Genomic DNA, 25,942 nt, shown 5'->3' on the forward strand with positions numbered 1-25,942 from the left:
GGCATAGCTGGCGGCCATGTCGTTTGGAGGAAAGACCCCAGACAGGCTGTTGGGCCGGAATGATAGCACCGTTTGCGGATAAATTGACTGGCAAACGTATGCGAAATGCAGGAAAAAACTGCGTCATCCCACTCGCACCATCCGGCTTTGGCCTGCCACACGCGCGGCATAACCAGACGCTGGCGCCAATTGCAGATATAAAAATAGCAGGGGGAGGATAGATTCCTCGCTCACCTGCTGCTGCATCTTGCGTGTTGCCCCTGTGGGGCACCCCTGGCTTAGCGGTAAGCGAAGGGATTCGGGTAGCTATAGCCCTGGGTATAAAGTGATTGGGCAAACCAATAGGTTGAATTGCTGCCGGACATAGTAAAACTCCTGATTGCTTAACAAGTTACGTACCTTTAATGCGGGCTCAAATCCTTGAACAGATACTCGGTTCCATGGAGGCGCACTTGCTTTGCTTCGGTTCCCTGGAGGCACTCCTCGTCATCCTGACGGGTGGCGAACCACGGTCACTAATTTACCAGTCGGCGCCACAAACACAATGCTTTTGTGATGTGCGTCACATAATTTCTTTTGTGCTGGGTCTGGTCACTCACACATCGGCTGCACGCTGCGAAGCGCCAGATTGTCAGCACAAGTCGCCCGCAATTTGCGCTGTTCGCTCACATTTTTGTGTGATTGACTGTATTATCGTTATCCTCTTCCCCGGCCCGTTGATGGGGCCCAATCATTTTCCTTGCTGGTAAGGAGTCCCGACGTGGCACAGCTTAGTTCTCTCTCTCCCAAACTGATTTGGCATTTCTTCGAGCAGATCTGCTCCATTCCCCACCCTTCCAAGCACGAAGCCCGCTTAAGCGCCTGGATAATGCAGTGGGCCCAAGAGGAAGGTCTGGCGGTCAAGCAAGATGCTGTGGGCAACATCATCATCAAAAAGCCGGCCACCCCCGGGATGGAGAACCGCAAGGGTGTGGTGCTGCAAGCCCATATCGACATGGTGCCCCAGGCCAACGCCGACACCCGGCATGATTTCACCCAAGATCCCATCGATGCCTATATAGATGGTGACTGGGTGACGGCCCGCGGTACCACCCTCGGTGCCGACAACGGCATGGGCATGGCAGGCTGCCTGGCCGTGCTGGCCGACAAGAGCCTCAAGCATGGCCCGCTGGAAGTGCTGCTGACCACGGACGAAGAGACCGGCATGACGGGCGCATTCGGACTGGAAGCAGGCTGGCTGGAAGGCGAAATTCTGCTCAACACCGACTCGGAAGAGGATGGTGAGGTCTACATGGGTTGCGCCGGTGGCGTGGATGCCAATATTCGCTTCTCGCTGGAGCTGGTAGCCACTACCGAAGGTGAAGGGTTTGAATTGCAGGTGAAGGGGCTGCGTGGCGGTCATTCCGGCGTTGACATCCACCGCGGCCGAGGCAACGCCAACAAGCTGCTGGTACGCCTGCTCAAGGCTGCCGAGCCACTGGGTGTGCGTCTGGCCGAGATCCACGGCGGCACCCTGCGCAACGCCATCCCGCGTGAAGCCCGTGCCAAGCTGCTGGTGCCCACTGCTCACGTCAATGAATTCAAGGCCCTGGTCGATCGCTACGCCGGTATCTACCAGAGCGAACTGACCGCCACCGAAGCCAACCTGACAGTGCTGCTCACGGCTCAAGACAAACCGGCCAGACTGATGAGCGAGACCCTGCAGGCCCGTCTACTGGACGCCCTGATGGCCTGCCCGAACGGCGTTATCCGCATGAGCGATGCCATCCCGGGCGTTACCGAGACCTCCACCAACCTCGGCGTCATCAAGACGCTCGAAGGTGAGGTCTATGTGCAGTGCCTGATCCGCTCCCTCATCGACTCCGGTCGCGAGAGCGTCGAACAGATGACTCGCTCCCTGTTCAATTTGGCCGGTGCCAGCTGTGAATTTACCGGTGCTTATCCTGGCTGGGCGCCGGATGTGGACTCCCCCGTCATGGCACTGGTACGCAACAGCTACCAGACCCTGTTCGGCGAGATGCCCAACGTCATGGTGATCCACGCAGGCCTTGAGTGCGGCCTGTTCAAGAGCGCCTACCCGGACTGGGACATGGTCTCCTTCGGCCCGACCATTCGTGGCGCCCACTCACCGGACGAGAAGGTGCATATCCCGGCTGTCGAGCGCTTCTGGCAGCTGCTGGTCCATGTGCTGGAACAGATCCCGGCCAAGTAAACCTGCAAGCCCATCAGCGGGAGTCGGCCTCTGATCTTTCGCAGAATAGGCTAAGCCCGCTAGCACTATGATTTATGCCCCGCCCAGTGCGGGGTATTTTTTTGCAACCGTCACTTGCAGAGCCGTGCCAGCACACTCCCGAGGATCCGGATCGGAGCATCTACAGCCACCCCCCTTCTTTGATCCACTCACCCTTCATCTGTTTGGGCATCCCAATACCGCCATCCAGCGATGCATGTCTCTGAAACCGTCTCCATGAACAGAACTGGGTTTGAAAACCTTTTCCATGATTTATGTAACTTTACCACTCAAAAAGTTGATCCATATCACATAAGGCCATAGGATCAAATTGTGACTCAGGTCACAAACAACAATTAGATAACAGAGCGATGAGGTGAATATATGTTTGAGAACCTGGCAGTATTGTTCCACCTTAAGGGTGCAACCAGCAAAAAAGGCGCCGTAGAGAAAGACACCTACGCCCCGTCAACCCGTGAGTACTACTTCCGTTACGGTGCCTGATGCATCAGGGAAGTACATTAAAAGTAGTAAAATTACACACATTATAATCCGTACAACAGCCACCCCATGTCGGGGCCGCTGTCCTGCCCTGGCCAGATGTTCCACGGCCAAACCTGAACTCCAACCATGAAGATGGGGCCCACAGGCCCCATTTTTTTATTGCTTCTCTTCCCTGCCCTCTGGCTGTGACGCCGGCAGCGGCATCACACCGCCTTTCCCAACGGCACCGCCTCAGCCACCGGCAAGGGGGTGTGGCAAGCTACCTCATGGGCATCCCCATCACAAATCTGCAGGCTCGGTGCCGTATTGCGGCACAGATCCGTGGCATGGGGGCAGCGTTGATGAAAGTGGCAACCGCTGGGTGGCGATATGGGAGAAGGTACATCGCCGGTCAGCAGGATGCGCTGGTTGCGACGGCGCGGATCCGGTACCGGAATGGCCGAGATCAGCGCCTGGGTATAGGGATGGCGAGGGGACAGGTAGAGGGTTTGCGCATCCGCCAGCTCGACAATCCTTCCTAAATACATGACGGCAATGCGATCCGAGATGTGTTTCACCACCGACAGGTCGTGGGCGATGAAGATGATGGCGAGGTTCATCTCCCGCTGCAGGTTGAGCAGCAGATTGACGATTTGGGACTGCACCGATACATCGAGGGCCGATACGGCCTCGTCGCACACCAGCAGCTTGGGCTTGAGGGCGATGGCGCGGGCGATGCCGATGCGCTGACGCTGACCGCCGGAGAACTCGTGGGGGTAGCGATCCACCGCACTTTTCGGCAAACCGACCTTGTCCAGCAGCGCCAATACCCATTCTCGCCGCTGCTGACTGTCGCCCTTGCCATGAATGATGAAAGGCTCTTCCAGGATCTGGCCCACCGTATGGCGGCTATTGAGGGATTCTGCAGGATCCTGAAACACCATCTGCATCTCCTGGCGCAGGGAACGCATCTCTCTGGTCGAGAGCTTGGTGATATCCCGCCCCTCGAAACTGATGGTGCCGGCAGTCGGCTCGAACAACTTGAGCAGTGAACGCCCCAGGGTGGACTTGCCACAACCTGACTCCCCTACCAGCCCAAGCGTCTCCCCCTGTTTCAGATCGAAACTGATGCCATCCACCGCATAAACGGTGTAGTGCTTGCGCAAAAAGCCACCGCCCAGCCGAAAATGCTGTTTCAAATCCCGCACGGATAAAAGCGTGTTCATACGGCCAGCTCCTTCCAATGGTGACAGGCAACCCTGTGGTGGGGATTGAGCTGTTCAGTCGCCGGAATGGCGATCACACAGAGCTCGGTGGCGTGTGGACAGCGATTGGAAAAACGACACCCGGCCGGCATCTCGTGCAGGGCGGGCACCTGACCCTTGATGGTCTTTAGCAGGCTCTTGGGCACATCTTCCAGCCGAGGGATCGAGCTCATCAAACCATGAGTATAGGGATGGTGCGGACTGTCAAACAGCTCAAAGACATCGGCCTGCTCCACCGCCCGGCCGGCGTACATCACCACCACCTCGTCGCACAGCTCGGCCACCACACCAAGGTCGTGAGTGATGAAGATGATGGCCATGCCCGTCTGGGCCTGCAGCTCTTTCATCAGCTCCAGGATCTGGGCCTGGATGGTCACATCCAGCGCCGTGGTGGGCTCGTCACAGATGAGCAGGTCCGGCTCGCAAGAGAGCGCCATGGCAATCATTACCCGCTGGCGCATGCCACCCGACAGATTGTGAGGGTAGACGGCAAAGCGCTGGGTTGGCTCAGGTATGCCCACCTTCTGCAGCATGGCGATAGCCGCTTCCTTGCGCTGGACCTTGCTGTACTCTGGCCTGTGAAGGCGAAACACCTCCATCAGCTGATCACCGACCGTCTGCACCGGGTTGAGCGCCGTCATCGGCTCTTGGAAGATCATCGAAATACGGTTGCCGCGAACCTTGTACATCTGATCCGGCGCCAGGGTGAGCAACTCCTCTCCCTGAAAGCGGATGGAACCCGCCACCACCTGACCATGGGGCTTGGGCAAGAGCCCCATGATGGCGAGCGAGGTGACGCTCTTGCCGCAGCCGGACTCGCCGACTATCCCCAGAGTCTGGCCCGGGGCCACAGAGAAGCTGACCCCGTCGAGTACTTTTATCTTGCCGTCGTCGACGGCGAACTCCACCTCGAGATCACGTACCTCGAGAATAGAGGCGCTGCTCTGGCCGTTATCAACGGTGAACTTCACCCCATTATCTCGGACGTCGAGGATGGGAGCCTGTATGGTTGGCATAACAGCCGCTCCCTTCTCAATGGCATCAATGATGTGCATAGGTCTTGTCGAGCAGGTTGATGGGCGCCAGCGCCTCTCCTGCCTCCTTGGCTTTCAGGGTCTCTTCCTTCACCTTGGGATCGAGCCAGAGCAGACCGCCGCTGCTGTGGGGATAACCATCCATGGGCCAGTAGAGCTGATCCGGGGTATTTCTGGTGGCTGGCACCTCGGGCAGCATCACATGGCGCCAGCTGCTGGCCCGCACATAGTTGAGCTGCACCCCGGGCACGAAAATGGCGAGATCATAGATGCGCTGCTGGATCTGACGGGAAATCCCGGCCCGCTTGGCCATGTCGAACTCTATGTTGTAAGCGTCGATCAGAGTGTCGAGCTCCTTGTCAGCCACGTTGAACAAGTTGTTGGTCTGGGGCTTGTTGGCGTTGGCCGAATGGAAGGATTCCCAATACTGGGGATAGAGACCACCGCCACCCCAACCGAGCCAGGCTGCCTCGTGTTTCTTCTCCAGCATCACCTTGAAGCCGGTGGCGCCATCCACCAGGTTGAGCTCCAGATCCAGGCCCGCCTTCTTGGCTTCCTCTTTGAGCACAGTCAGTCGCTTGGAGTGCTCCTGGGTGGTGTAGGTGAGCGCCAGGGTCAGCCGCTCGCCCTTGTCATTTTGCAAGATGCCGTCCGGCCCCGGTTTGTTGTAGCCGCCCTTGGCGAAGTACTCCCGTGCCTTGGTGATGTCATAAGCCCGGCTTGGCAGTGACATGTCGGTAAAGTCACCGAAACCCGAGCCGAAAGTGGTCGCCCTGTCATAGTCACCACGCAGTACCGTCTCGATCATCTTGTCGAGGTTCATGGCATGCTGAATGCCAAGGCGCACGTTCACATCCGACAGTTTGGGGTTACTGACATTGAGGTGTACCCCCTGCCCCCCCTGCTTGGTGTCGGTCATGGCCATCACCTTCTGCACATACCCTTTCTTGTATTCCGGCGTGACCGCTTTTTCATGCCACCAGTTGGGCAGGATCATCTCGAAGGTATCGAGCTCCCCCTTCAGGAAGTGGCGAAACGCTATGTTGTGATCCCGGATCACCTGCACCTTGATGGTGTCGATATTGAATCTGTGCTGGTTGTAGCGATCGTCTTTGGCCCACCAGTCTTGCTGCTTGCTGAAGGTGATGGACTTGCCCTTCTTGACCTCGCTCATCACATAGGGACCCGTGGTCGGGACCACGGCCCAGTTGTACTGCTTCACCCAGTTGGGCGTGAGCTTGTAGTAATGCTTGGGCTGAGGCCACAGCTCAGTGGTGTTGAGCAGGTCCAGCTTGGCCTTGCGGCTGCCCGCCTTGACCAGAATGGTGTGGGCATCAATCTTGTCTACCGCCACCACTTCGGTGGTGTAGTAGTTGTTGAACCAGGGGGCCCGGATCTCCTTGGAGCGCATCATCTCGTAGCCGAAGGTGTAGTCATCGGCGGTAACCGGCTTGCCATCGGACCACTTGGCTCGCGGATCCAGCTTGAAATAGACGGTCTGGCTGTCTGGTGCTATGGCCCAATGAGTCGCCAGCGATGGTATGGGATTGCCGGTGTTGGGGTGAAAACTGATGAGTCGCAGCTGGTTATCCAGAATATAGGAGCGGAACGAACCATTGGAGTCCGGCCCCACGGTGCGAAACGTCAGGGGAAAGCTGTCGACAAACATATTGAGGCTGCCGCCCGGCAGCGCCTTGGCGGAGGCGAACACCGGATCCGTGTCGTTGGTCTCCCATTTGAGATCCGCGGGCAGGTTGGCGGCCCAGACCCAGGATCCGTTTACCAGTAGAAAAAGAGCACCTATCCATTTGATTTTATTGTTCATGTTTGACTTCCAAGTCTAGCCCCTGCACTGGGGGTCTTGATTGATAACGGGTTTATCCCTTGCTCCCGGGACCGCCTGTGGTGGCAGCCCGCCCTTCATTAATTACTGTTCGTAGCCAGCGTATACCAACGCGGTGTGGCGCCGCTTTCTCACTGATAACGGGTAAATTTGCGCGGGTCAAACGCCTCGCGGATCGCCTCGCCGATAAAGGAGACCATGATCAGCACCAGACTCACCGCCGCCACCACTGAGCTCACGATCCAGATGGCATCCAGATTGTTGATGCCCTGGGAGAGCAATTCACCCCAGCTTGGGGTCGGCGGCGCCAGGCCAAAGCCCAGATAATCCAGCGCCGTCAGGGTGGATATGTTGCCCACCACGGCAAACGGCGCCAGGGTGACGATCATCATCAGGGTATTGGGCAGTATGTGGTTGAAGATGATGCGTTTGGTGGTGGCCCCCTGGGCCCGCGCCGCCATTACATAGTCTCGCGCCCGCTCCTTGTAGGTGAGGGTACGCATGTACCAGGTGATCCCCATCCAGCCAAACAGCACGTTGATGCCGACAAAGAGACCGAAGTTGGGCTTGGCCAGCGACACCAGGATCATGATGACGTAGAGAAACGGTACCTGGGACCAGATCTCGATGAAGCGTTGCAGGACGAGATCAAAGCGCCCGCCGAGGAACCCCATCATGCAGCCTATGGTCACCCCTATGGCGTAGCTGGCCGCCAGAGCGATAAAGGCAAAGCCGATAGCGATGCGAAAACCGTACACCAGCCGCGCCAGCACATCGCGACCGCTGGTGTCGGTGCCAAGGAAGTGGCGCTCCGCCACACTGGGAGCGTAAGGGGGATAGGCATCCTCCTTGAAGTCCTGCTCATAGGGGTTCCAGGGCACCAGCGGCAGCAGTACCCAGTCACCTTTGCCTTGTGCTGCGAACTTGGCCTTGAGCTGGCGGTAATTGGTCTCGTACTCGTAATCGAGCCCGAAGTGCTGGCCCGGGATCACATCACCGTAAGTGGGAAAGTGGAGCTGTCCCTGATAGCTCACCATCAGTGCCCGGCTGTTGACCAGCAGCTCCGCCAGCAGGGAGAGCACCACCAGGGCAGTGAAGATGACAAACGAGTAGAAACCGCGCTTGATCGACTTGAAGCGCTTGAGTTTTTTCAGCGTAACCGGGTTGAGATTCATGGTTATTCTCCAAACCGCACGCGTGGGTCAACAAGGGCTACACAGATATCGGAAACGATATTGCCCACCAGCATCAACATGGAGGTGATGGCCAGAATGCCCATGACGGTGGGGTAATCCCGCTCGACGATCGCCTCGTAGCCAAGCAGACCTATGCCGTCGATGTTGAAAATGGTCTCGATGAGGAAGGAGCCGCCGAAGAAAACAGTCAGCACGCTGCCAAGATGACTGGCAATCGGGATCAGGCTGTTGCGCATGGCGTGGTCGGTAACCGCCTTGCGAAACGGCAACCCCTTGGCCACGGCGGTACGCACATAATCCGCCGACAGATTTTCCATCAGGCTGTTTTTCATGGTCATGGTGAGGATGGCGAAATCCCCGATGGCGTAGGCGATGAGCGGCAGCAGGGCATGGGCAAAGACGGTGCGGACCTGATCCCAGCTACTCTCCATGGATTCAAAGTCGTCCCCCGGAAAACCGCCCATGGGCAGCCACTCCAGATGGAAGGCGAACACTGTGATGAGGAAGATCCCCACCACATAGGCGGGCAGCGCATAGGCCATGTAGATGAGCATTGAGCTTAAAGAGTCAAAGCGGCTGTTATGCCTGAGGGCTTTGGCAACCCCGAGCGGTATTGATACCGCATAACTGAGCAGAAAGGTCGCCAACCCGAAAAAGGCCGTCACGGGAAGCTTGTCCTTTATCAGATCCCATACTGGCTCGTAGTAGCGGGTCGACTCCCCCAGATCCAGCACAGCCAGCTTCTGCAGCCACTCCCAGTAGGCGACCAGCATGGGCTTGTCCAGCCCGTAAAATGCCTTCAACTCCTCGATCTGTTCATCGGAGAGCGCCTGAGCCCCCTTGCTGCCACTGGATCGCCCGGTCTCATTCTGTGAGACCTGAGCCTGCAACAGCATGCGTTCGACCGGGCCGCCCGGCACGAAACGGGTGATGGAGAAGACGAGCAGGGTGATACCGAGAAACGTCGGGATGATCAAAAGCATCCGACGTAAGAAATACGACAGCATGGTGAAACCTCGTCCTTGTTGTTCTTGTGCGGCTAGTCAATTCCGATGACCTGCCTGTCCTTCCTGGCATTACTCACTGGATAGTCTGTTTATTGGCAGACAATCCGCTCGGTCACTGTAAAAGCTCTGCAACAAAAATCAAGTACAAGAAAGGGTAAAACCGATGGAAATGGCCACTTGGTGTAAAAGCCGCAAGAAAATGACGTTTTTTATTTAAAAAAGAAAAATCAAAACAAAACGCTGGCTATCAATTAAATTTTAAAAACAATAAACAGTTGTTTAACTGCTATTAAAGAAAAGCCAACCACATGAATTTAAATAGCTTTAGCTTCCAGCCTGCCGAACTGAAAACGATATCACCACAACACCTCTATATTGTTCTACAGATATCCACCAATGGCATCCATCGCCACTAAAACAGTGTTTCCTCCTTTTTTTTCTCATTTTCACAAAACAAGATACAAAGAGACATCAGCATTAATAATAAGTTCATCACTTTTTAGTTAGGCGACACAAAAGGCAATTAACAAAATTTTCACATTGCCTTGCATGTTATTCAGAGCATTATTCACTAAGAAGTAGCTACATAAATAACACACTCCTCTTATTACACTCGACTTGCGTTCGGCTCGCCGCTTTCCCCCTGTTCCATTGACGTCACCTGCCAAAGATTGATAAGCCTTACGCATCGCTCCAACGAGGGCGGTATGGAAGCAAACAAAAACAACCAGGAAGGATATAAGCGATGCTTAGGAAAAGCAGACTCTCTGCTGCCGTAGCGTTTGCCTTGGCGAGCGCGGCAGTTATGACCACCCCTGTCTTGGCCGAAGAAGGCCAGAACGTCGAAAAGCTGCAAAAAATCAAGGTGACCGGCTCACGTATCTCCCGCGTCGATGTGGAAGGTGCCACCCCGGTTGTCTCCGTCAGCAAGGCCCAGATTGAGCAATCAGGTCAGCAGACAGTGGCTGACTACCTGAAACAAGCCTCTTACAACTCCTTCGGTGGCGTATCCCCCTCCTCCGGCAGCTCTTTCCAATCCCAGGCTACTGTAGGCCTGCGCGGTCTTGGCTCGGAGCGCACCCTGATCCTGTTGAATGGCAAACGTGTCGCCGGCTCTCCCACCATGGGTGGTACCTCCATCAACTTGAACACCATTCCCATGGCGGCGGTTGAACGAGTGGAAGTGAACCTGGATGGTGGCTCGGCCATCTATGGCTCCGATGCCATCGGCGGTGTCATCAACGTGGTGCTCAAAGAGGGCTATGAGGGCTTGACCTTCCAGGGCCGCATCGGCAGCCCGACCGAAGAGGGGGGGGACGAGAAGAGTGGCTCCATCGTCGCCGGTGTCGCCAGCGAGAAAGGCTCCCTGATGGCGGTCTATGAGCACGACAAGAAAGACGTCGTTTACGCTCGCGATCGCGACTATCTCGCCAAGCAGGGCAACGACTCCCCCAGCGTCTATGGCCGCAACGTGGAAGGTATCACTGGCCTGGATGCCAATGGCGACCCAATCTGGAAATATGGCCCGCTGGCGGGTGCAACCAATGCAAACGGCACCTGCAAGGAGCCATTCACCAATTTCGAAGGCGGTTGTAACTTCAACTATGGTCAGGTTGCCGCCACTACCGCCTCCCGCAGTCGTGACACTCTCTATTTGAATGGTCGTTATCACATCAACGACAACGTCGACTTCGTACCCCAGATCATTGGCTCCCGGGTCGAGAGTTTTGGTCGCTTTGCACCCGCAGCAGGGGTGTTCACCATAGACCCTGCCAACCCGAAAAACGCCCAGTTCTTCACCGACAACGGTCTGGATGCAGCCGCCACCCAAGGGCTGGGTGAGGCTGCCTATGCCTACTACCGTTTCAGCAACGTCGGTACCCGTGACAACTTTGTCACTGACACCACAGGCAGCATGAACCTGGGTTTTGAAGGCACCCTAGCCACCGAAAGCGTCGGTGACATGCAGTGGAACGCCGGTTACATGTACTCCAAGACCGACAACAAGGAGAACGGTACCGGTTATGTGCTGAAGTCTGCCGCCCAGAAGGCGATCGAGGATGGCAAGTTCGTCGGTGGCGAGTTTGATGCCTCAACCACTGCCTCCATGGCCGCCGATACCAGCCGCCGCTCCACCATGGACTTCTACCAGTGGTATGCCGGTGTCCAGTGGGACATGGGCGAACTGCCGGCCGGACCGGTCAGCTGGTACGCAGGCGCCGAGTACAACGACTGGGTCTATGCCGACAAGTACGATGCCCAGTCAGAAGCTGGCAACATCATCGGCTCCGCCGGCAACTCGTCCGGTGGGGTGCGCGACGTCACTGCCGCTTATATCGAGTCACTGGTACCCATTACGGATGAAGTTGAGCTCAACGTAGCCGGTCGTTATGACAAATACAGTGACTTTGGCAGCGCCTTCTCACCCAAGGCCAGCCTGCGCTACCAGCCGCTGGACAACCTGATGCTGCGCACCTCCTGGTCACGTTCGTTCCGCGCTCCCAGCCTGAGCGATCTCTACTCTGCAGACTCCGAGTCTGCCGACTGGGCCAAGGATTATGTCTATTGCGCAGCGAACGGCATTTCGGCGGCAGCATGCCCGAACCAGCAATACACTACCATCCGTACTGCCAACGAGAATTTGAAGGAAGAGACGGCCGATACCTGGAACTTCGGTGCGGCCTACAGCCCGCTGGATGATCTGAATCTGTCGCTGGACTACTACACCATCAAGATCACTGATCTCATCCAGCTGAACTCCCTGCAGTCCATCATCTATGACGAGCTGAACAACGGCAGTTCCAGCAACATAGTGCGTAACAGTCAGGGCAAGATCAAACAGGGCACCGCTCCCATGGTCAACCTGGGCGAGCTGAACACCAGCGGCCTGGACTTCAAGGCGGACTACAAGTACGACCTGAACATGGCGACGGTGCGCTATGACTTCGGTGGTACCTATATCCTTGAGTACAAGGAAGGTCTGTATGCCGGTGGCCCCGTCATCGACAAGATCGGTCAAAACGGCATGCCACAACTGCGCTTCAACACTGGGGTCGGTGTCAATGTGCCCCAGTGGTGGAACATGGATACCTACCTGAGCGCCAGCTACATCGACTCCCAGAGCCAGGACTACATCGCCGATACCGGTGCTGAAGTGGGTCACATTGCGTCCCAGACTACCTGGAACCTGAACGTCGGTGTGGAAGCGCCCTGGGATGGCAAGATCCAGGTTGGTGTGAAGAACATGTTCAACACGGCCCCGTCACTGGAAAGCGATGGCTTCACCTATGACGATGAAGTGTACGGTATCGACGGTCGCATCTATTACCTCGACTACACCCAGAAGTTCTAATCAACCCCGTTGATATATGACCCAAGCCGGCCCGGTCGGGCCGGCTTTGCCCAACGTCCAAGGAAGTTACGGAGATAGGGTAATCCTATGAAGACAAGGACTATTAAAATGAAGAAAGCGCTCCTCGGCAGCCTGGTATCCGCTGCCTTGCTGACCAGCTTCAATCTGAGTGCCGCCTCTGCCGGTCAGGCAGTGGACGCTCAAGCCGCCACCGACAATGCATCCAAAGTCTCCCAGCAGAAGATCGACAACTACGCCGAGTCTGCCGAGTCTGCCCTGGCACAGTACAAGGCCGCCCTGCGCCAGGTCGACAGCCTGCGCGCTTACAACGAGCAAGTGGGCAAGATGGTCGACTCCCAGAGCAGCGAGCTGGCCTCGATGCAGCGCCAGATTGCCCAGATCGATCAGACCAGCACCGAAGTGGTGCCCTTGATGCTCAAGATGATCGACTCCCTCGAGCAGTTTGTATCGCTGGATCTGCCGTTCCAGAAGGTAGAACGGGAGGACCGCGTGGCGGCCCTGACCGACCTGATGAACCGGGCCGATGTCACCATTTCCGAGAAGTACCGCAAGATCCTGGAGGCCTACCAGATCGAGGAGGGCTTCAGTCGCACCATAGAGGCCTACAAGGCCAGTCTGGACAAGGATGGCAGCGAGAAAACCTACGAGTTCCTGCGTGTCGGCCGCATCGCCCTGCTCTACCAGTCCCCGGATGGTAACGAGACAGGCATGTGGAACAAGAAGACTCGTCAGTGGGAAGCCTTGCCCCAGGAGTATCGCAGTGCAGTCGAACAGGGCTTGCGTATCGCCAAGAAGCAGGCACCGCCCGCGCTCATCAAGCTGCCGGTTCAAACTGCGGAGAAAGCATCATGAAAGGAATCAAACTCGCCATTGCCTCCCTGATCGCGGGAGCCACCCTGATCACCCTGCCGGTGACCGCAGCCGAAAAACCGGTGGACTTGAACGCTCTGCTGAGTCAGGTCAAGGCATCCAGCCTGAGTGAATCCCAGCTCAACAAGGAGCGGGAAGCCCGCTTCCTGGCAGACAAGAACGAGCAAGGGGCCCTGCTGGCCAAGGCCAAGGCCGAGCTCGCCGCCGAAACCGCCAAGGGCGAGCAGCTCAAGGCCACCTTCGATGCCAATGACAAGCAACTGACCGAACTGACCGAGACCCTGCGCCAGCGTTCCGGCAACATGGGCGAGATGTTTGGCGTGCTCCGTCAGTTTGCAGGTGAGTTCAAGGGGATCTTCAACGCCTCCGCCCGCCGGGTCGAGCACCCTGAGCAGGCCGCGTTGCTGACCCGTCTGGCCGAGAGCAAGGAGCTCCCCTCCAGCGACGACCTGACCGCCTTCTGGACCACTACTCTGGGCCGCATGGTCGACGGTGGCAAGGTGAGTCAGATACCGGCGACCGTGGTGTACGGCGAGGGCAACCAGGCCGACAAAACCGTTACCCAGATTGGTGAGTTCAATACCGTCTCCGAAGGCAAGTACCTTACTTTCGTGCCGGAAACCGGCAAGTTCGAACAGCTGCCCCGTCAACCCGACAAAGGCGTATTGGAACCGATTGCCGAGTTTGAGCAGGGTGACGGTGGCGTCAAGCCCATCTTCGTCGACCCGTCTCGCGGCGTGATCCTCTCTCTGCTGGTGCAGTCTCCGACCTTGAAAGAGCGGATCGATCAGGGGGGCGAGGTAGGTTACGTCATCATGGTTCTCGGCGTGCTCGGTACCCTGCTGGCCCTGTTCTGTGGTGCTCGCCTGTCCCTCATCGGCGGATCCATGCGCAAGCAGCTGAAATCCGACCAGATCATCAAGGGCAACCCCATCGGCGAGATGCTGGGGGCTTACCAGAGCCATCGTGGTGACAACATAGAGGATCTGGAATCCAAGCTGGACGAGATCATACTGCGCAACGTGCCCAAGTTCGAAAAGGGCATCAGCATCATCAAGCTGATCGCCTCGGTTGCCCCCCTGCTGGGTCTGCTGGGGACAGTGGTCGGCATGATTGCCACCTTCCAGGCCATTACCCTGTTCGGTACCGGCGATCCCAAGCTGATGGCTGGCGGTATCTCCGAGGCCCTGGTCACCACAATGCAGGGTCTGGTGGTCGCGGTCCCCATGCTGTTCCTCTACACCATAGTGCAGACCCAGAGCCGTCGTCTGATCCAGGTGCTGGAAGAGCAGAGCGCTGGTTTCGTCGCCCGTTATCAGGAAAGCCTGCACGCCACCAAAGCAGCAGCGTAAGGAGTCTTCCATGTGGTTCTGGTTGATTGAAGAAGTCGAGTCGGTCCGCCGGTTTCTGGGATTGGGGGGCGACGTACTGGTCGCCCTGTTCTTCCTCACCCTGATGATGTGGGCCCTGCTGCTGGAACGCTGGTTCTACTTCATGGCGGTCTACCCCAAGCAGGTGAAGCAGACCAAGACGGCCTGGCTGGCACGCAGCGATCATCTCTCCTGGTCTGCCAAACAGATCCGGCGTGAACTGGTGTCGCGAGTCTCCATGGCGGTGGACAAGGGGATGCCGGTCATCAAGGTGCTGATCGCCCTCTGTCCACTGATGGGGCTGCTGGGAACCGTGGTCGGCATGGTGCAGGTGTTTGACACCCTCGCCATCACAGGCACGGGTTCCCCACGCGCCATGGCATCAGGGATCTCCAAGGCGACGGTACCGACCATGGCGGGCATGATTGCCGCCCTTTCCGGCCTGTTTTTTGTCAACCAGCTCGATCACAAAGCCAAACTGGCGGTGCAAAAGCTGGAAGACAACCTGAAACACGGTTGATGCAGGATGCATACCCCCGGCGAGGCATGGCCTGCTGGGGGCACAGAACAAGCAAGGAGTTTCTGCTATGAGAAAACGTTACAGCGACAGCGGTGCTGACGAGGCGGCTATCGATTTGACCCCCATGCTGGACATAGTGTTCATCATGCTGATCTTCTTCATCGTCACCACCTCGTTCGTCAAGGAGTCCGGCGTGGAGATCAACCGCCCGAGCGCAAGCACGGCCGAGACGGTGAAGAAGGGGAACATCATGGTCGCGGTTCGCGAAAATGGTCAGGTCTGGGTCGACAAGCGCATCGTCGAAGTGGGTGCCGTGCGCGCCAACATCGAACGGCTGCGGGCCGAGAACCCGGAGAGCGCCGTGGTGATCCAGGCCGACACCGAATCCCGTTCAGGTCTGGTGGTCCAGGTCATGGATCAGATCCGCATGGCCGGTGTCCAAAGCATCTCCATCGCGGCAGACAAGAGCAGCTGATGCCGGAGCGAGCGCCATGAGATACCTGATATCGTTAGCTGTCTCCTGTGTGGTGGTGTTCTTCCTGTTTCTGGGAATGAACAAGCTGATCACACCGGATCACCGGGAGTTGGTGGAATCCGAAGACGTCAGCATGACCGACTTCATCCGCCTCAAGCCCCAGGAGACGCTGCAAGAGAAACAACGGGAGCTGCCCAAGCCGCCGCCGCCGAACCGCCCGCCTCCCCCTCCCGAGATGGAAGTGGCCAGTACGGACAGGCCGCAGATGGAAAGCTCGCCCATGGACATGCCCAAACTCGACATCCCGGTCAACATAGGGGGCGGCAATGCCCTCGGTGCCTACAGCACGGGCGGCGGTGGTGGCGGCATGGGTGGCAACAACGGTGCCATTCCGCTGGCGACCTTCGAACCCATGATGCCCCGCAAGGCGGCGCTGGCTGGGCTCGCTTCCGGCAAGGTACTGGTGGAGTTCACCGTGACCGAACGCGGCACCGTCAGCAATATCCGCATCGTGAAGGAAGAGCCGCGCAGCTATGACCTCGGCAAGGAAGCGCGCAAGACCATCACCAAGTGGACGTTCAAGCCGGCCATGGTCGATGGCAAGCCGCAAGCCAGTCGCATGCAGCAAGAAATCGAGTTTGCGACCAACTAAGGAAGGTGGCGATGAAAAAGTTACACACCCTGATCCTCGCCCCGGTTGCCATGGCGGTGCTGCTCAGCACCGCCAGCTGGGCCGCCGAGCAGCCAGCCCTGTCTGACCGTGCCTACCGCGCGGTCAACAAGGCGCAGGCGTTGATCACAGAGAAGAAATACGGCGAGGCCAATGCCAAGCTGCAGGAGGCGCTGTCCGGTGCCGGCGAGCGGGTCTACGACAAGGGGGTGATACTGCAGACCCTCGGCTTCGTGGCCGCCCAGCAGGAGAAATACGGTCAGGCGACCAAGTATTTCGCCGAGGCCATCGCCACCGGCGGCCTGCCACAACCCGTGGCACAACAGGTGCGCTACAACCTGGCCCAGCTCTACATGGCGGAGGGAAACTTCAAGGGTTCCATCAGCACCATGAACCAGTGGTTTGCGAGTCTCGGCAAGGATGAGAAACCGACCCCGCACGCCTACATCACCCTGGCCAACGCCCATGTGCAGCTCAAGCAGTATCGAGAGGCCATCCCTGCGGTGGATCAGGCCATCAAGCTGTCAGCGGGCAAGGCACCGGAGTCCTGGTATCTGCTCAAGATGGCGGCGCACTACGAACTGAAACAGTACAAGCCGGCCACAGAGGTGCTGACCGCTCTGGTGGACAAGTTCCCGGAGAAGAAGAAGTACTGGACCCAGCTCTCCGCCATGCACATGCAGGCGGGCAACGATGCCAAGGCGCTGGCGGCGCTCGAATCGGCCTACAACCTCGGCATGCTGACCGAGTCGGCCGAATTGCAGCGTCTCGCCAACTACCTGGCCTTTGCCGGCATTCCCCACCGCGCCGCTCGCGTGATGGAGAAGGCGATGAAGGAGGGAAGCATCGAGAGCAGTGCGGCCAACTACAAGACACTGGCCAACTACTGGCACCAGGCCAAGGAGCTGGATCCGGCCATCGATACACTGGCCAAATCCTACAAGATGGCCCCCAGTGCCGAGCTGCAGCTCAAGATGGCGCGCATGATGATCCAGAGCAAACGCTATCAGGATCTGGTGGCCCTGGCCGCCAAGCCGGCCGCCAATGCCAATGGTGAGCAACGCGCCGACCTGAAATTCCTGACCGGAGTCGCCTATTTTGAGCAGCAAAAACCGAAGGAAGCATTGAACGCCTTCACCCAGGCAGCCCAGAATGGCAACGTCAGTGGCCGTGCCTCCCCCTGGATAAGCTTCCTCAAGGAGCAACAGGGCGGTGCCGTCACTCAATAAGTGCCCGAGTGCACTGGCCCCGGCCATTCACTCCCGGGTCGAGGTCAAGGCTCAATGACGCGAAACGGGTGCGGGCGCCCTCCCCGCCCCCGTTTCATACCACAAGGGGTTCGCCCCACCGCTTGCCTTGGTGGCAATTGGCCGCTCCCCGGAGCGGTCTTTTTTATGCCTGCGACCTCCTCTTTATATATGCCGTCATAAAAAATCCGGAGCCTGGGCTCCGGATTGGGTCATTCATGGATACGGGCATTACCTCACCGGTGAGGGTGTCGGCCGCGCCCGCTCCGTTGCACCATCAGTAACTGCATACCAGCTTCCAGCTGCCATCGGTTGCCTTGGGCTCGCTGCTGGTCCACCAATTCGCCTGCCACACCACCTTGTTATGGGTGATGCGATCGCCACCACCTGCGTGATCCCCTTGCGGCCAGGTCGGGTAGGCCTTGTAGGCCGCCGGATTGACGTTCTGGCTGCTGCAGGTGGCGCCGCCCGGGTTCTCACCACCGCCCGAGCCCAGTACGGCCTCTGGCAGGGTCGGGAACTCGGCCTTGAGACCTATGGTCTGGCTGCCGCTGATGATACGCATGCCGCTCGGCACGCCGGCGGCGGGCAGGTAGTAGGTCATGGCGACTTCAACTTCAGCGCCCGGCGCCAGGGTCTGCCAGCTCGGCAGGTTCATGGCGACCTTGTGGAAGTCCTTCTCGTTGGCAATGCCCTCCGAGTTGTCGTTGCCACCGCTCTCCACCACTTTCAGCCCCATGCCACTCTGATCCGTGATGGTGTCAGAGGTGGACGTCGGCATCAGAAACTCGATGCGAGCGCCGCCCGGAATAGTCTGGGTCGACTTGTTGACCAGCTTGAGTTTCGGGTTGATCGGGTAGTTGGAGTCACCTTCCTTGAAGCCGGAGAGGCTGACCTGGATGTCGAGCTGGGCACTCGGCGCGGCCAGATCATTCTGCTTGTTGTTGTACGGAGTTGCCTTGGCAAACTTCTCGTAGGCAAGCGTAGTCAGAGTGCTGCCCATGCCGTACTCGTTCTTGGCCGGATCGAAGGCGTAGTCGCCCGCCATCTCCCAGAACATGACGCCACCCAACCCGCGCTTGATGATGTAGTCCAGCTTGTGACCCATGGACTCTTCATCTTCGGTGGAGAGGAACACCTTCTTCTCCTCGTTCCAGAGCCAGGGCGCCTGCGCCTTGTCATCGTAGTAACGGACGTACTTGCCCTGCATCACGTGGGCCGGGTTGTTGGGATCCAGACCCCAGGCAGTGCCGTAACTTGGCAACGTTGTGATGCCCAGGCTGGCCGCGTTCTCTAGGTTCTTGGCATGCCACATGGGCACGGCGCCACCGCCGATCTCTTTGCCGTTCTTGTCCAGATCATGCCAGATGTTGTCGATGCCGACCGCACCATTGCCGCACGGAATCGTACTGCCACCGGTGCCCGGCTGACACTCGTTCTGGCTCGGCAGGGCCGCCTTGCCACCCAGACCGTGACTGCCACCGCTCACCCCCTGCCAGCCGCGGGTGTAATAGGGCACACCCACGTTGATCTTGCCGGCCGCCAGCGCACCGCGGAAGTAGTGGGCCGACCAGGCGGCGTTGAGGTAACCGATACCGCCAAACTGGGCCTGATTATATACGCCCCAGTGGGAGAGTTCGGGATCGGCATTGTTGTCGAACAGGGCCGCGTTGTGACCGACAAAGTGGTTCCAGGCACCGTGGAAGTCATAGGTCATCAGATTGACGTAATCCAGATACTGGGTGACCTGGAAGTTCTCCATGCCGCGCAGCAGGTAGGCTGACGCCGGTGAGGCAATGGTCAGCATGTACTTGCGTCCATCCTCGGTACCGGCATTGTCGAGCCGCGCCCGCAGTGTCTTCATCAGCACCTCGTAGTTGGCAAAGAGCTTGGCACGGCACTGGTTGGAGAGCGGGAAGTCGTTGGGGTTGCCTGCATCCTTCATGGAGGTGGGGTACTCGTAGTCCACATCCACCCCATCGAAACCGTACTGGCGGATGAAACTCACCGCCGAATCGGCAAAGGCGTTGATGCCGGCGGTATTGACCGAGCAGTCGCCCTTGGTGGTGGCGGTGTAGAAGCCGCGGGTATCGGCCCAGCCCCCTACCGAGATAAGGGTCTTCACGTCCGGATACTGCTTCTTGTACTTGGAGATCAGGTTGAAGTGGCCCTGATAGGCGAATTCGGGATCCATCTCGGCGCCCGGCACACCATCCCAAGTCAGCTTGGTGGCTGCATCATCCACCTTGATCTGGTGACTCTGCTCGTCCACAGCCGCGAAGGCGTAGTTGATATGGGTGAGCTTGTCCCAAGGGATGTCGTTCACCAGGTAGGCGGGCAGGCCATTCTTGCCAGTGCGCCAGGAGGTGAAGTAACCGATCACCCGGCGGGCGTGGTCATCCCCCATGCACTCGTAACCGTCCGGGCGATAGATCTGGCGAATGTCACAAGAGAGGTTGCCACCGGTGGGCGGCAGCGCCGCCTCTTCCACCTGCACATCGACCTGGGCAGACTCGCCCACCAGATTTTCCTTGTCGGTCGCCACCAGCTTGAGGGCGGCAGCCCCCTTGCTCTGGGGCGTCCAGCTCACCTGCCAGGGGGCGCTGACGTCTTCACCGACTTTCTTGCCATCCACATAGAGCTCGACCCTGGCCACGTCATTGTTGGCATCGGTGACATTGCCACTGACCGCCACGCTACGCCCCAGAGTTACCTTGGCGCCATTGGCCGGGCTGCTGATGCTCACCCCGGGCGCCTCTGGCGCGACTACGGCATTGACGCTGAAGCTGGCATCCGCCTCGCTCAGCACTGTGCCATTCTTGTCCAGCCCACGAGATTTGAGTTGATGGGGGCCGACACCGGTAGCGACCCAGCTGGCCGACCAGGGGGCCCCGCTGCTCACCGCCACCGGCTGACCATCGATCAGATACTCGACCTTGACCAGGGCGCTGCTGTTGCCGCTCAGGGTGACCGCCAGGGCCACGGGTACACCTTCGTTGAAAACGCTACCAAGAGCGGGCGAACTGATTGCCAGCCCAAGGCCCGGAGTCGTGCCGCCGTCGTTGAACAGCTTCCAGGCATCAGCCCAGACAGCACCCACACCGGGGGCATAGTGATAGGGGGATGCCCCGCACCAGCCGGAGTAGGGAAATTCTTTGCATTCGTAGAGAGCGCCTGCGTTGCTGACCACATCGCCAGCCTTGTAAGCGGTGCCGGCCTGATAGGCGGGATAAGCGGCTTGTGCCCAAGCGGGCATGGCAGCCAGGGCCACCAGCATGGCAAGCCTGCTGGGCCTTAAGGTCTGTTGCATATTGTTATCTTCCTTGTTTTGTCTTGGCATTGGTCACCAGGGCAAAGAACAAGCGCAACCGGCGTGATGGGAGCAGACAACTGGCAATGGACGTGCCACAAACACCACCTTCACCCTGGGAAGCCCCGCTATCTGGATCGACTGATCTGGAGACCGGAGGCATTGCGTCCCGGCATTTCGACCGGTTTGCCCTTTACCTGGGTTCCGTGAGGAACAAGCCGAGTATAGGAATCAACCAGCAGAGTCTCAATCTTCATTCTCGAAGAAAAATATGTGGATGCAAGCCAGATCACACTTTCCCGAGAACAGTGAATTAATGATTTTGTCATTAATTTCATAACGTTAGTCAGGTCAAAAAAACCAGCACTGCCCTCATTTGCATCCCGGTAATGTGCGTTGGCTCACTGGTATGACGTGCCAGAAATGTGACAATGCGCGCCCTTGGTCAAGCTGCCAAGGCTATGGAAACACTGGCAAAAAATAAAAAAGGAACCGTTATGAAAGGAACACGTACCCTGCTGTCACTGGCCGTGGGGCTTGCGCTCGCGTCCCCGTCCGTCCATGCCGCCAGCTTCAGCTGCCCGGCTGACAGTGCCCTCACTCCCATCCCCGTCATTCAGGGCATTGGTGGCAAGAGTCCCCTCATCCCCGATGGCAAGTTCGAGAGTGCCCAGAGCGTCACGGTCAAGGCGGTGGTCACGGCACTTGGTGAGAGTCTCAACAAGGGTTTCTACCTGCAGGATCTGCAAGGGGATGACAATCCCCAGACGTCGGATGGCATCTTCGTCTACCTCAACGACAAAAACTTCGCCAGCAAGTACCCGGACATCAAGCCGGGTGCCGAAGTCTGTCTGGAGGCCAAGGTCGAGGAGTACTACAACCACACCCAGCTCAAGCCGGTCGTTGACAGCAGCGCCCCGCGTCTGCAGGTTCTCGCTCAGGGCTCTGTGCCTGCCGCCGTGCCGCTGCGGGTACTGGAAAACGAGACCCTGGCCCGGGCACTGGAGCGTCACGAAGGGATGCGGGTACGCCTCGATGCTGACAGCGCGCTCAAGGTAAGCCGCAACTTCAGCTATGACTACGCCGCCCGGCGCAACAATCTGGTGCTCTCCCACCAGGCACCGCTGATGAAGCCGACCCAGTTGCACGATGCCGACAGCAAGGAAGCCAAGGCGCTGGCCAGGGCCAACGCCCGCAACCGGGTATTCCTCGAGTCTGACTTCAAGGCCGCCGATGGCAAACTGCCCTGGCTGCCGGGCTGGGATCCGGAGCAGGGTTATCTGCGCATCGGCGATGCCCCGGTCAATCTGGATGCGCTGGTGGGCTACAGCTACAACGAATACCGGTTGATAGTGCCGCAGGATCAGGTGATCACCGCCGGCGATCTGCTGCGCACCGGCGATAACGATCGCCAGAGCGCACCGGCCCGTGCCGATGGCACCGACTTGCGTATCGGCAGCTTCAACGTGCTCAACTACTTCACCAGCCACTCCAGCGTGGGGGGGGCCCTCAATGTGCTGTGCAAGGATCAGGCGGATGCGGACAGCGCCAAGGGCTGCAACCGCGGCGCCAAAAACCTGGAGGACTTCCAGAAACAGCGCGCCAAGATAGTCAACGCCATCACTGAGATGGATGCCGATCTGCTCGGCCTGATGGAGATGGAGAACAACGGCTTTGACAGCCACTCCGCCATCAGTGATCTGGTGCAAAGCCTCAACGCCCAACAGAAGGAAGCCGACAAACAGTACGCCTTCGTGGCCCTGCCCAAGGCGCGGCTTGGCGACGAGCGCTTCTTCGGCGGCGACGCCATCATGGTGGCCATGATCTACCGGCCCGCCAAGCTGACGCCGCAGGGGGATGCCAGCGTCATCACGCTGCCGGTACAGAAATACCAGGATGCGAAAGGAGTCGAGAAACAGGCCTCCCAGCGTGACTCCCTGGTGCAGAGCTTCACCGTCGAGGGCAGCAAGGAGCCGCTGACCCTGGTGGTCAACCACCTCAAATCCAAGGGATCCGGCTGCCTGGAGAACCTGGACGGCAAGGAGCCGGCCGATCTGCAGGGCAAGTGTACCGAGTTCCGGGTCAGTGCTGCCAAGGTGCTGGGCGAAGCGGTGAACACGCTGCCGGGTATGGTCATGTTGGTGGGTGACCTCAACTCCTACGCCAGGGAAGATGCGATCCGGGTGCTGACCGACTATGTGCCGACCGAAGGTCAGCGCAAAATAGTCTCCGCCTCCCGGACCTTCCTCGGCGAGCAAGTCTATGAACAGACGGGCAGCGAAGTGAGCAAGAGCTATGGCCTGATCGACATGAATGTCAGGTTCAACAAGGAGAAGGCTATCTCCTACAGCTACGAGGCCGAACTCGGCACCCTGGACTATGCCCTCGCCAACCCGGCACTGGCCAGCAAGGTAATCGCGGTCGCAGACTGGCACATCAATTCGTTCGAGAGCAACCTGTTCGAGTACGGACGTGATTTCAGCGGTGACATGATCAAGTCCGACAATCCGTTCAGCGCCTCCGACCATGATCCCATCATCGTCGACCTCAAGCTGAAGGAAGAGAGCAACGGCGGTGGTGGTGCCATGAGCGCCCTGTTGCTGGCCCTGCTGCCCCTGGCCTGGCGTCGTCGCCGCAACTGATGCGGCTGTGCCATCATGCCAAAAGCCCGCTGCGATGCGGGCTTTTTTACGGACAGGAGACGACCGGACGCCAACAAAATGAGCCAAAACAAAAAGGCCACCGCGATAACGGTGGCCTTTTGGCTTCTTGTCACAAGAATGTGGTGGAGCTACGCGGGATCGAACCGCGGACCTCTTGCATGCCATGCAAGCGCTCTCCCAGCTGAGCTATAACCCCAAATTTTGTACTCGACAAATGGTTCTGGCGGCCATCTGTCGTAAATATTGGTGGAGCTACGCGGGATCGAACCGCGGACCTCTTGCATGCCATGCAAGCGCTCTCCCAGCTGAGCTATAACCCCGAATTTCGTACTCAACAAATGGTTCTGGCGGCCATCTGTCGCAAATAGTGGTGGAGCTACGCGGGATCGAACCGCGGACCTCTTGCATGCCATGCAAGCGCTCTCCCAGCTGAGCTATAACCCCACAAAGGTCGGCATGGGTGATACACACCGCACTGCCCTGGGTACTTTATCTTCAATCAGGAACCTGGTGGAGCTACGCGGGATCGAACCGCGGACCTCTTGCATGCCATGCAAGCGCTCTCCCAGCTGAGCTATAACCCCTTTGATTCCAGATTGTTCGAGGAGAATTTGGTGGAGCTACGCGGGATCGAACCGCGGACCTCTTGCATGCCATGCAAGCGCTCTCCCAGCTGAGCTATAACCCCAACTCACCTCGGTGCTGACGAAGTTATCTCCGGCAACGGAGGCGCATGATAGGCATCACCCGCTTTGCTGTCAACCCAAAAATAACACCGGCTGGAGCGTTTAGTCAAAATTCAAGCAGTTAGCTGTTTTTACCGGCAACCTTGCCGCTATCTCGCTGTTTTATGTCACAAATCTGGTTAACCGCGAAAAGCAAAGGCTCCCTTGCGGGAGCCCTTTATTGTCAGCGGAAAACAATTTATCCGGCTGCGACCCGTCGCGGCAGCAGGCGACTTACTCGGCGGCCATGCGCGCTTCGATATACGCCAACGCGCGATCGATGCGAGTCAGCACACGCTCTTTACCCACCAGCGCCATCACGGCGTCGATGCCAGGGGACTGACCCAGACCGGTCACGGCCACGCGCAGCGGCATGCCGACCTTGCCCATGCCCTGACCCAGCTCGGCGGCAGTGGCTTCAATCAGCTCGTGCAGCGCTTCGGTGGTCCAGGTGTCCAGCGCAGTCAGCTTGGCCTTGGCCAGCGCCAGCGGCTCGGCAGCGACGCCGCGCAGGTGCTTCTTGGCAGCCGCTTCGTCGATCGCCTCAAAATCTTCGAACAGATAGCGGCTCTGGGCGGCCATCTCTACCAGAGTGTTGCAGCGCTCGGCCAGCAGAGTAACAACTTCTGGCAGTGATGGGCCCTTGCTGGTGTCAATCTTCTGGTTTTCCATGTGCCAGGCCAGATGCTTGGCCACATAGGCCGGATCCAGGCTGCGCATGTAGTGGTTGTTCAGCCACAACAGCTTGTCGGTGTTGAAGGCGGAGGCGGATTTGGAGATGGCATCCAGGCTGAACAGCTTGATCATCTCGTCCAGGGTGAAGATCTCCTGATCACCGTGGGACCAGCCCAGACGCACCAGATAGTTCAGCAGCGCTTCCGGCAGGTAGCCGTCATCACGGTACTGCATCACGGACACAGCGCCGTGGCGCTTGGAGAGCTTGGCACCGTCGTCGCCCAGGATCATGGAGACGTGGGCAAACTCCGGCACCGGTGCGTTCAGCGCCTTGTAGATGTTGATCTGGCGCGGGGTGTTGTTGATGTGGTCTTCACCACGCACCACGTGGGTGATCTCCATGTCCCAGTCATCGACCACCACGCAGAAGTTGTAGGTCGGCGCGCCATCGGTGCGGCGGATGATGAGATCGTCGAGCTCGGTGTTGGCGAACTCGATGCGGCCACGGACGTGGTCATCGAATACCACTGAGCCTTCGGTCGGGTTGCGGAAGCGAATAACGTGCGGCGCATCGGCCGGGTGATCGTGAGCAGCATCACGGCACTTGCCGTCATAGCGGGGCTTCTCGCCGCTGGCCATCTGGCCTTCGCGCAGCGCGTCCAGGCGCTCACGGGAGCAGTAGCACTTGTAGGCACGGCCATCGGTCAGCATCTCGTCGATGATGCCGTTGTAGCGGTCGAAACGCTTGGTCTGGTAGTAGGGGCCCTCATCCCAGTTCAGCTCCAGCCATTCCATGCCCTCAATGATGGCGTCGATCGCCTCCTGAGTGGAACGTTCCAGGTCGGTATCCTCAATACGCAGCACGAACTCACCGCCCTGGCTCTTTGCAAACAACCAGGAATAGAGTGCGGTACGGGCACCGCCGACATGCAAAAAGCCGGTCGGGCTGGGAGCAAAACGGGTTTTGACTTTCATCTTTAAGCCTT

At 58.5% G+C, this 25,942-nt stretch carries 16 protein-coding genes, 5 tRNA genes and 1 riboswitch; of the genes, 9 read left to right on the top strand and 12 right to left on the bottom strand.

Annotation, left to right across the window (positions count from 1 at the left end):
• Positions 1-760: 760 nt before the first annotated feature.
• The gene (locus AC1P02_RS00395; protein ID WP_485183548.1) at positions 761-2,212 is read left to right on the top strand and encodes an aminoacyl-histidine dipeptidase; all 1,452 of its coding nucleotides are present in this window, start codon (positions 761-763) and stop codon (positions 2,210-2,212) included.
• Between the two features lie 725 nt (positions 2,213-2,937).
• On the opposite strand, the gene AC1P02_RS00400 is transcribed toward AC1P02_RS00395, so the two are convergent.
• The 5 genes from AC1P02_RS00400 to AC1P02_RS00420 all read right to left on the bottom strand — a co-directional run bounded on the left by AC1P02_RS00400 (position 2,938) and on the right by AC1P02_RS00420 (position 9,058).
• Complete coding sequence (locus AC1P02_RS00400; protein ID WP_017412679.1) at positions 2,938-3,939, bottom strand: ABC transporter ATP-binding protein; 1,002 nt, start codon at positions 3,937-3,939, stop codon at positions 2,938-2,940.
• Positions 3,936-4,994 carry an ABC transporter ATP-binding protein gene (locus AC1P02_RS00405; RefSeq protein WP_005317877.1) on the bottom strand — a complete coding sequence of 353 codons (1,059 nt, stop codon included), beginning with the start codon at positions 4,992-4,994 and terminating at the stop codon, positions 3,936-3,938. The genes AC1P02_RS00400 and AC1P02_RS00405 overlap by 4 nt, the downstream gene beginning before the upstream one ends.
• A gap of 25 nt (positions 4,995-5,019) precedes the next feature.
• Positions 5,020-6,837, bottom strand: a complete 1,818-nt coding sequence (locus AC1P02_RS00410; RefSeq protein ID WP_125598093.1) for an extracellular solute-binding protein — start codon at positions 6,835-6,837, stop codon at positions 5,020-5,022.
• Between the two features lie 149 nt (positions 6,838-6,986).
• On the bottom strand, positions 6,987-8,030 hold the full coding sequence (locus AC1P02_RS00415) for an ABC transporter permease (protein ID WP_447837755.1): 1,044 nt from the start codon (positions 8,028-8,030) through the stop codon (positions 6,987-6,989).
• A gap of 2 nt (positions 8,031-8,032) precedes the next feature.
• A complete protein-coding gene (locus tag AC1P02_RS00420; protein WP_081045225.1) occupies positions 8,033-9,058 on the bottom strand; it encodes an ABC transporter permease subunit in 1,026 nt (341 codons plus the stop codon).
• Between the two features lie 745 nt (positions 9,059-9,803).
• On the opposite strand from AC1P02_RS00420, the gene AC1P02_RS00425 reads away from it, so the two are divergent.
• From AC1P02_RS00425 to AC1P02_RS00455, 7 genes are all read left to right on the top strand, one after another.
• Complete coding sequence (locus tag AC1P02_RS00425; protein ID WP_485183552.1) at positions 9,804-12,410, top strand: TonB-dependent receptor plug domain-containing protein; 2,607 nt, start codon at positions 9,804-9,806, stop codon at positions 12,408-12,410.
• Positions 12,411-12,518: 108 nt separating this feature from the next.
• The gene (locus AC1P02_RS00430; protein ID WP_005317887.1) at positions 12,519-13,283 is read left to right on the top strand and encodes a DUF3450 domain-containing protein; all 765 of its coding nucleotides are present in this window, start codon (positions 12,519-12,521) and stop codon (positions 13,281-13,283) included.
• The gene (locus AC1P02_RS00435; RefSeq protein ID WP_058393675.1) at positions 13,280-14,653 is read left to right on the top strand and encodes a MotA/TolQ/ExbB proton channel family protein; all 1,374 of its coding nucleotides are present in this window, start codon (positions 13,280-13,282) and stop codon (positions 14,651-14,653) included. Before AC1P02_RS00430 ends, AC1P02_RS00435 begins: the two co-directional genes overlap by 4 nt.
• Before the next feature lie 10 nt (positions 14,654-14,663).
• The gene (locus AC1P02_RS00440) at positions 14,664-15,191 is read left to right on the top strand and encodes a MotA/TolQ/ExbB proton channel family protein (RefSeq protein ID WP_005317894.1); all 528 of its coding nucleotides are present in this window, start codon (positions 14,664-14,666) and stop codon (positions 15,189-15,191) included.
• Between the two features lie 67 nt (positions 15,192-15,258).
• On the top strand, positions 15,259-15,666 hold the full coding sequence (locus AC1P02_RS00445; protein ID WP_005317897.1) for an ExbD/TolR family protein: 408 nt from the start codon (positions 15,259-15,261) through the stop codon (positions 15,664-15,666).
• Positions 15,667-15,682: 16 nt separating this feature from the next.
• Complete coding sequence (locus AC1P02_RS00450) at positions 15,683-16,318, top strand: energy transducer TonB (RefSeq protein WP_005317900.1); 636 nt, start codon at positions 15,683-15,685, stop codon at positions 16,316-16,318.
• An 11-nt stretch (positions 16,319-16,329) separates the two neighbouring features.
• Positions 16,330-17,565 carry a tetratricopeptide repeat protein gene (locus tag AC1P02_RS00455; protein ID WP_113719966.1) on the top strand — a complete coding sequence of 412 codons (1,236 nt, stop codon included), beginning with the start codon at positions 16,330-16,332 and terminating at the stop codon, positions 17,563-17,565.
• A 295-nt stretch (positions 17,566-17,860) separates the two neighbouring features.
• Here AC1P02_RS00455 and AC1P02_RS00460 read toward each other — a convergent pair whose 3' ends face one another.
• Positions 17,861-20,893, bottom strand: a complete 3,033-nt coding sequence (locus AC1P02_RS00460) for a glycosyl hydrolase family 18 protein (protein ID WP_485183556.1) — start codon at positions 20,891-20,893, stop codon at positions 17,861-17,863.
• 115 nt (positions 20,894-21,008) lie between these two features.
• Positions 21,009-21,094: riboswitch (cyclic di-GMP riboswitch) on the bottom strand.
• A 296-nt stretch (positions 21,095-21,390) separates the two neighbouring features.
• Between AC1P02_RS00460 and AC1P02_RS00465 the strand changes: the two genes are divergently transcribed.
• Positions 21,391-23,535, top strand: coding sequence for an ExeM/NucH family extracellular endonuclease (locus AC1P02_RS00465; protein ID WP_485183558.1), 2,145 nt, complete (start codon positions 21,391-21,393; stop codon positions 23,533-23,535).
• Positions 23,536-23,676: 141 nt separating this feature from the next.
• On the opposite strand, the gene AC1P02_RS00470 is transcribed toward AC1P02_RS00465, so the two are convergent.
• From AC1P02_RS00470 to gltX, 6 genes are all read right to left on the bottom strand, one after another.
• Positions 23,677-23,752: transfer RNA gene (locus tag AC1P02_RS00470), tRNA-Ala, on the bottom strand.
• 48 nt (positions 23,753-23,800) lie between these two features.
• Positions 23,801-23,876 (bottom strand) — tRNA-Ala (locus AC1P02_RS00475).
• 48 nt (positions 23,877-23,924) lie between these two features.
• Positions 23,925-24,000: transfer RNA gene (locus AC1P02_RS00480), tRNA-Ala, on the bottom strand.
• Positions 24,001-24,064: 64 nt separating this feature from the next.
• A tRNA-Ala gene (locus tag AC1P02_RS00485) sits at positions 24,065-24,140 on the bottom strand.
• Between the two features lie 28 nt (positions 24,141-24,168).
• A tRNA-Ala gene (locus AC1P02_RS00490) sits at positions 24,169-24,244 on the bottom strand.
• A gap of 271 nt (positions 24,245-24,515) precedes the next feature.
• Positions 24,516-25,931: a glutamate--tRNA ligase gene (gene gltX, locus AC1P02_RS00495; RefSeq protein WP_485183560.1), complete on the bottom strand. Its 1,416-nt coding sequence runs from the start codon at positions 25,929-25,931 to the stop codon at positions 24,516-24,518.
• Positions 25,932-25,942 lie beyond the last annotated feature (11 nt).

It is taken from the genome of Aeromonas sp. TS_SC_11 (assembly GCF_057318915.1).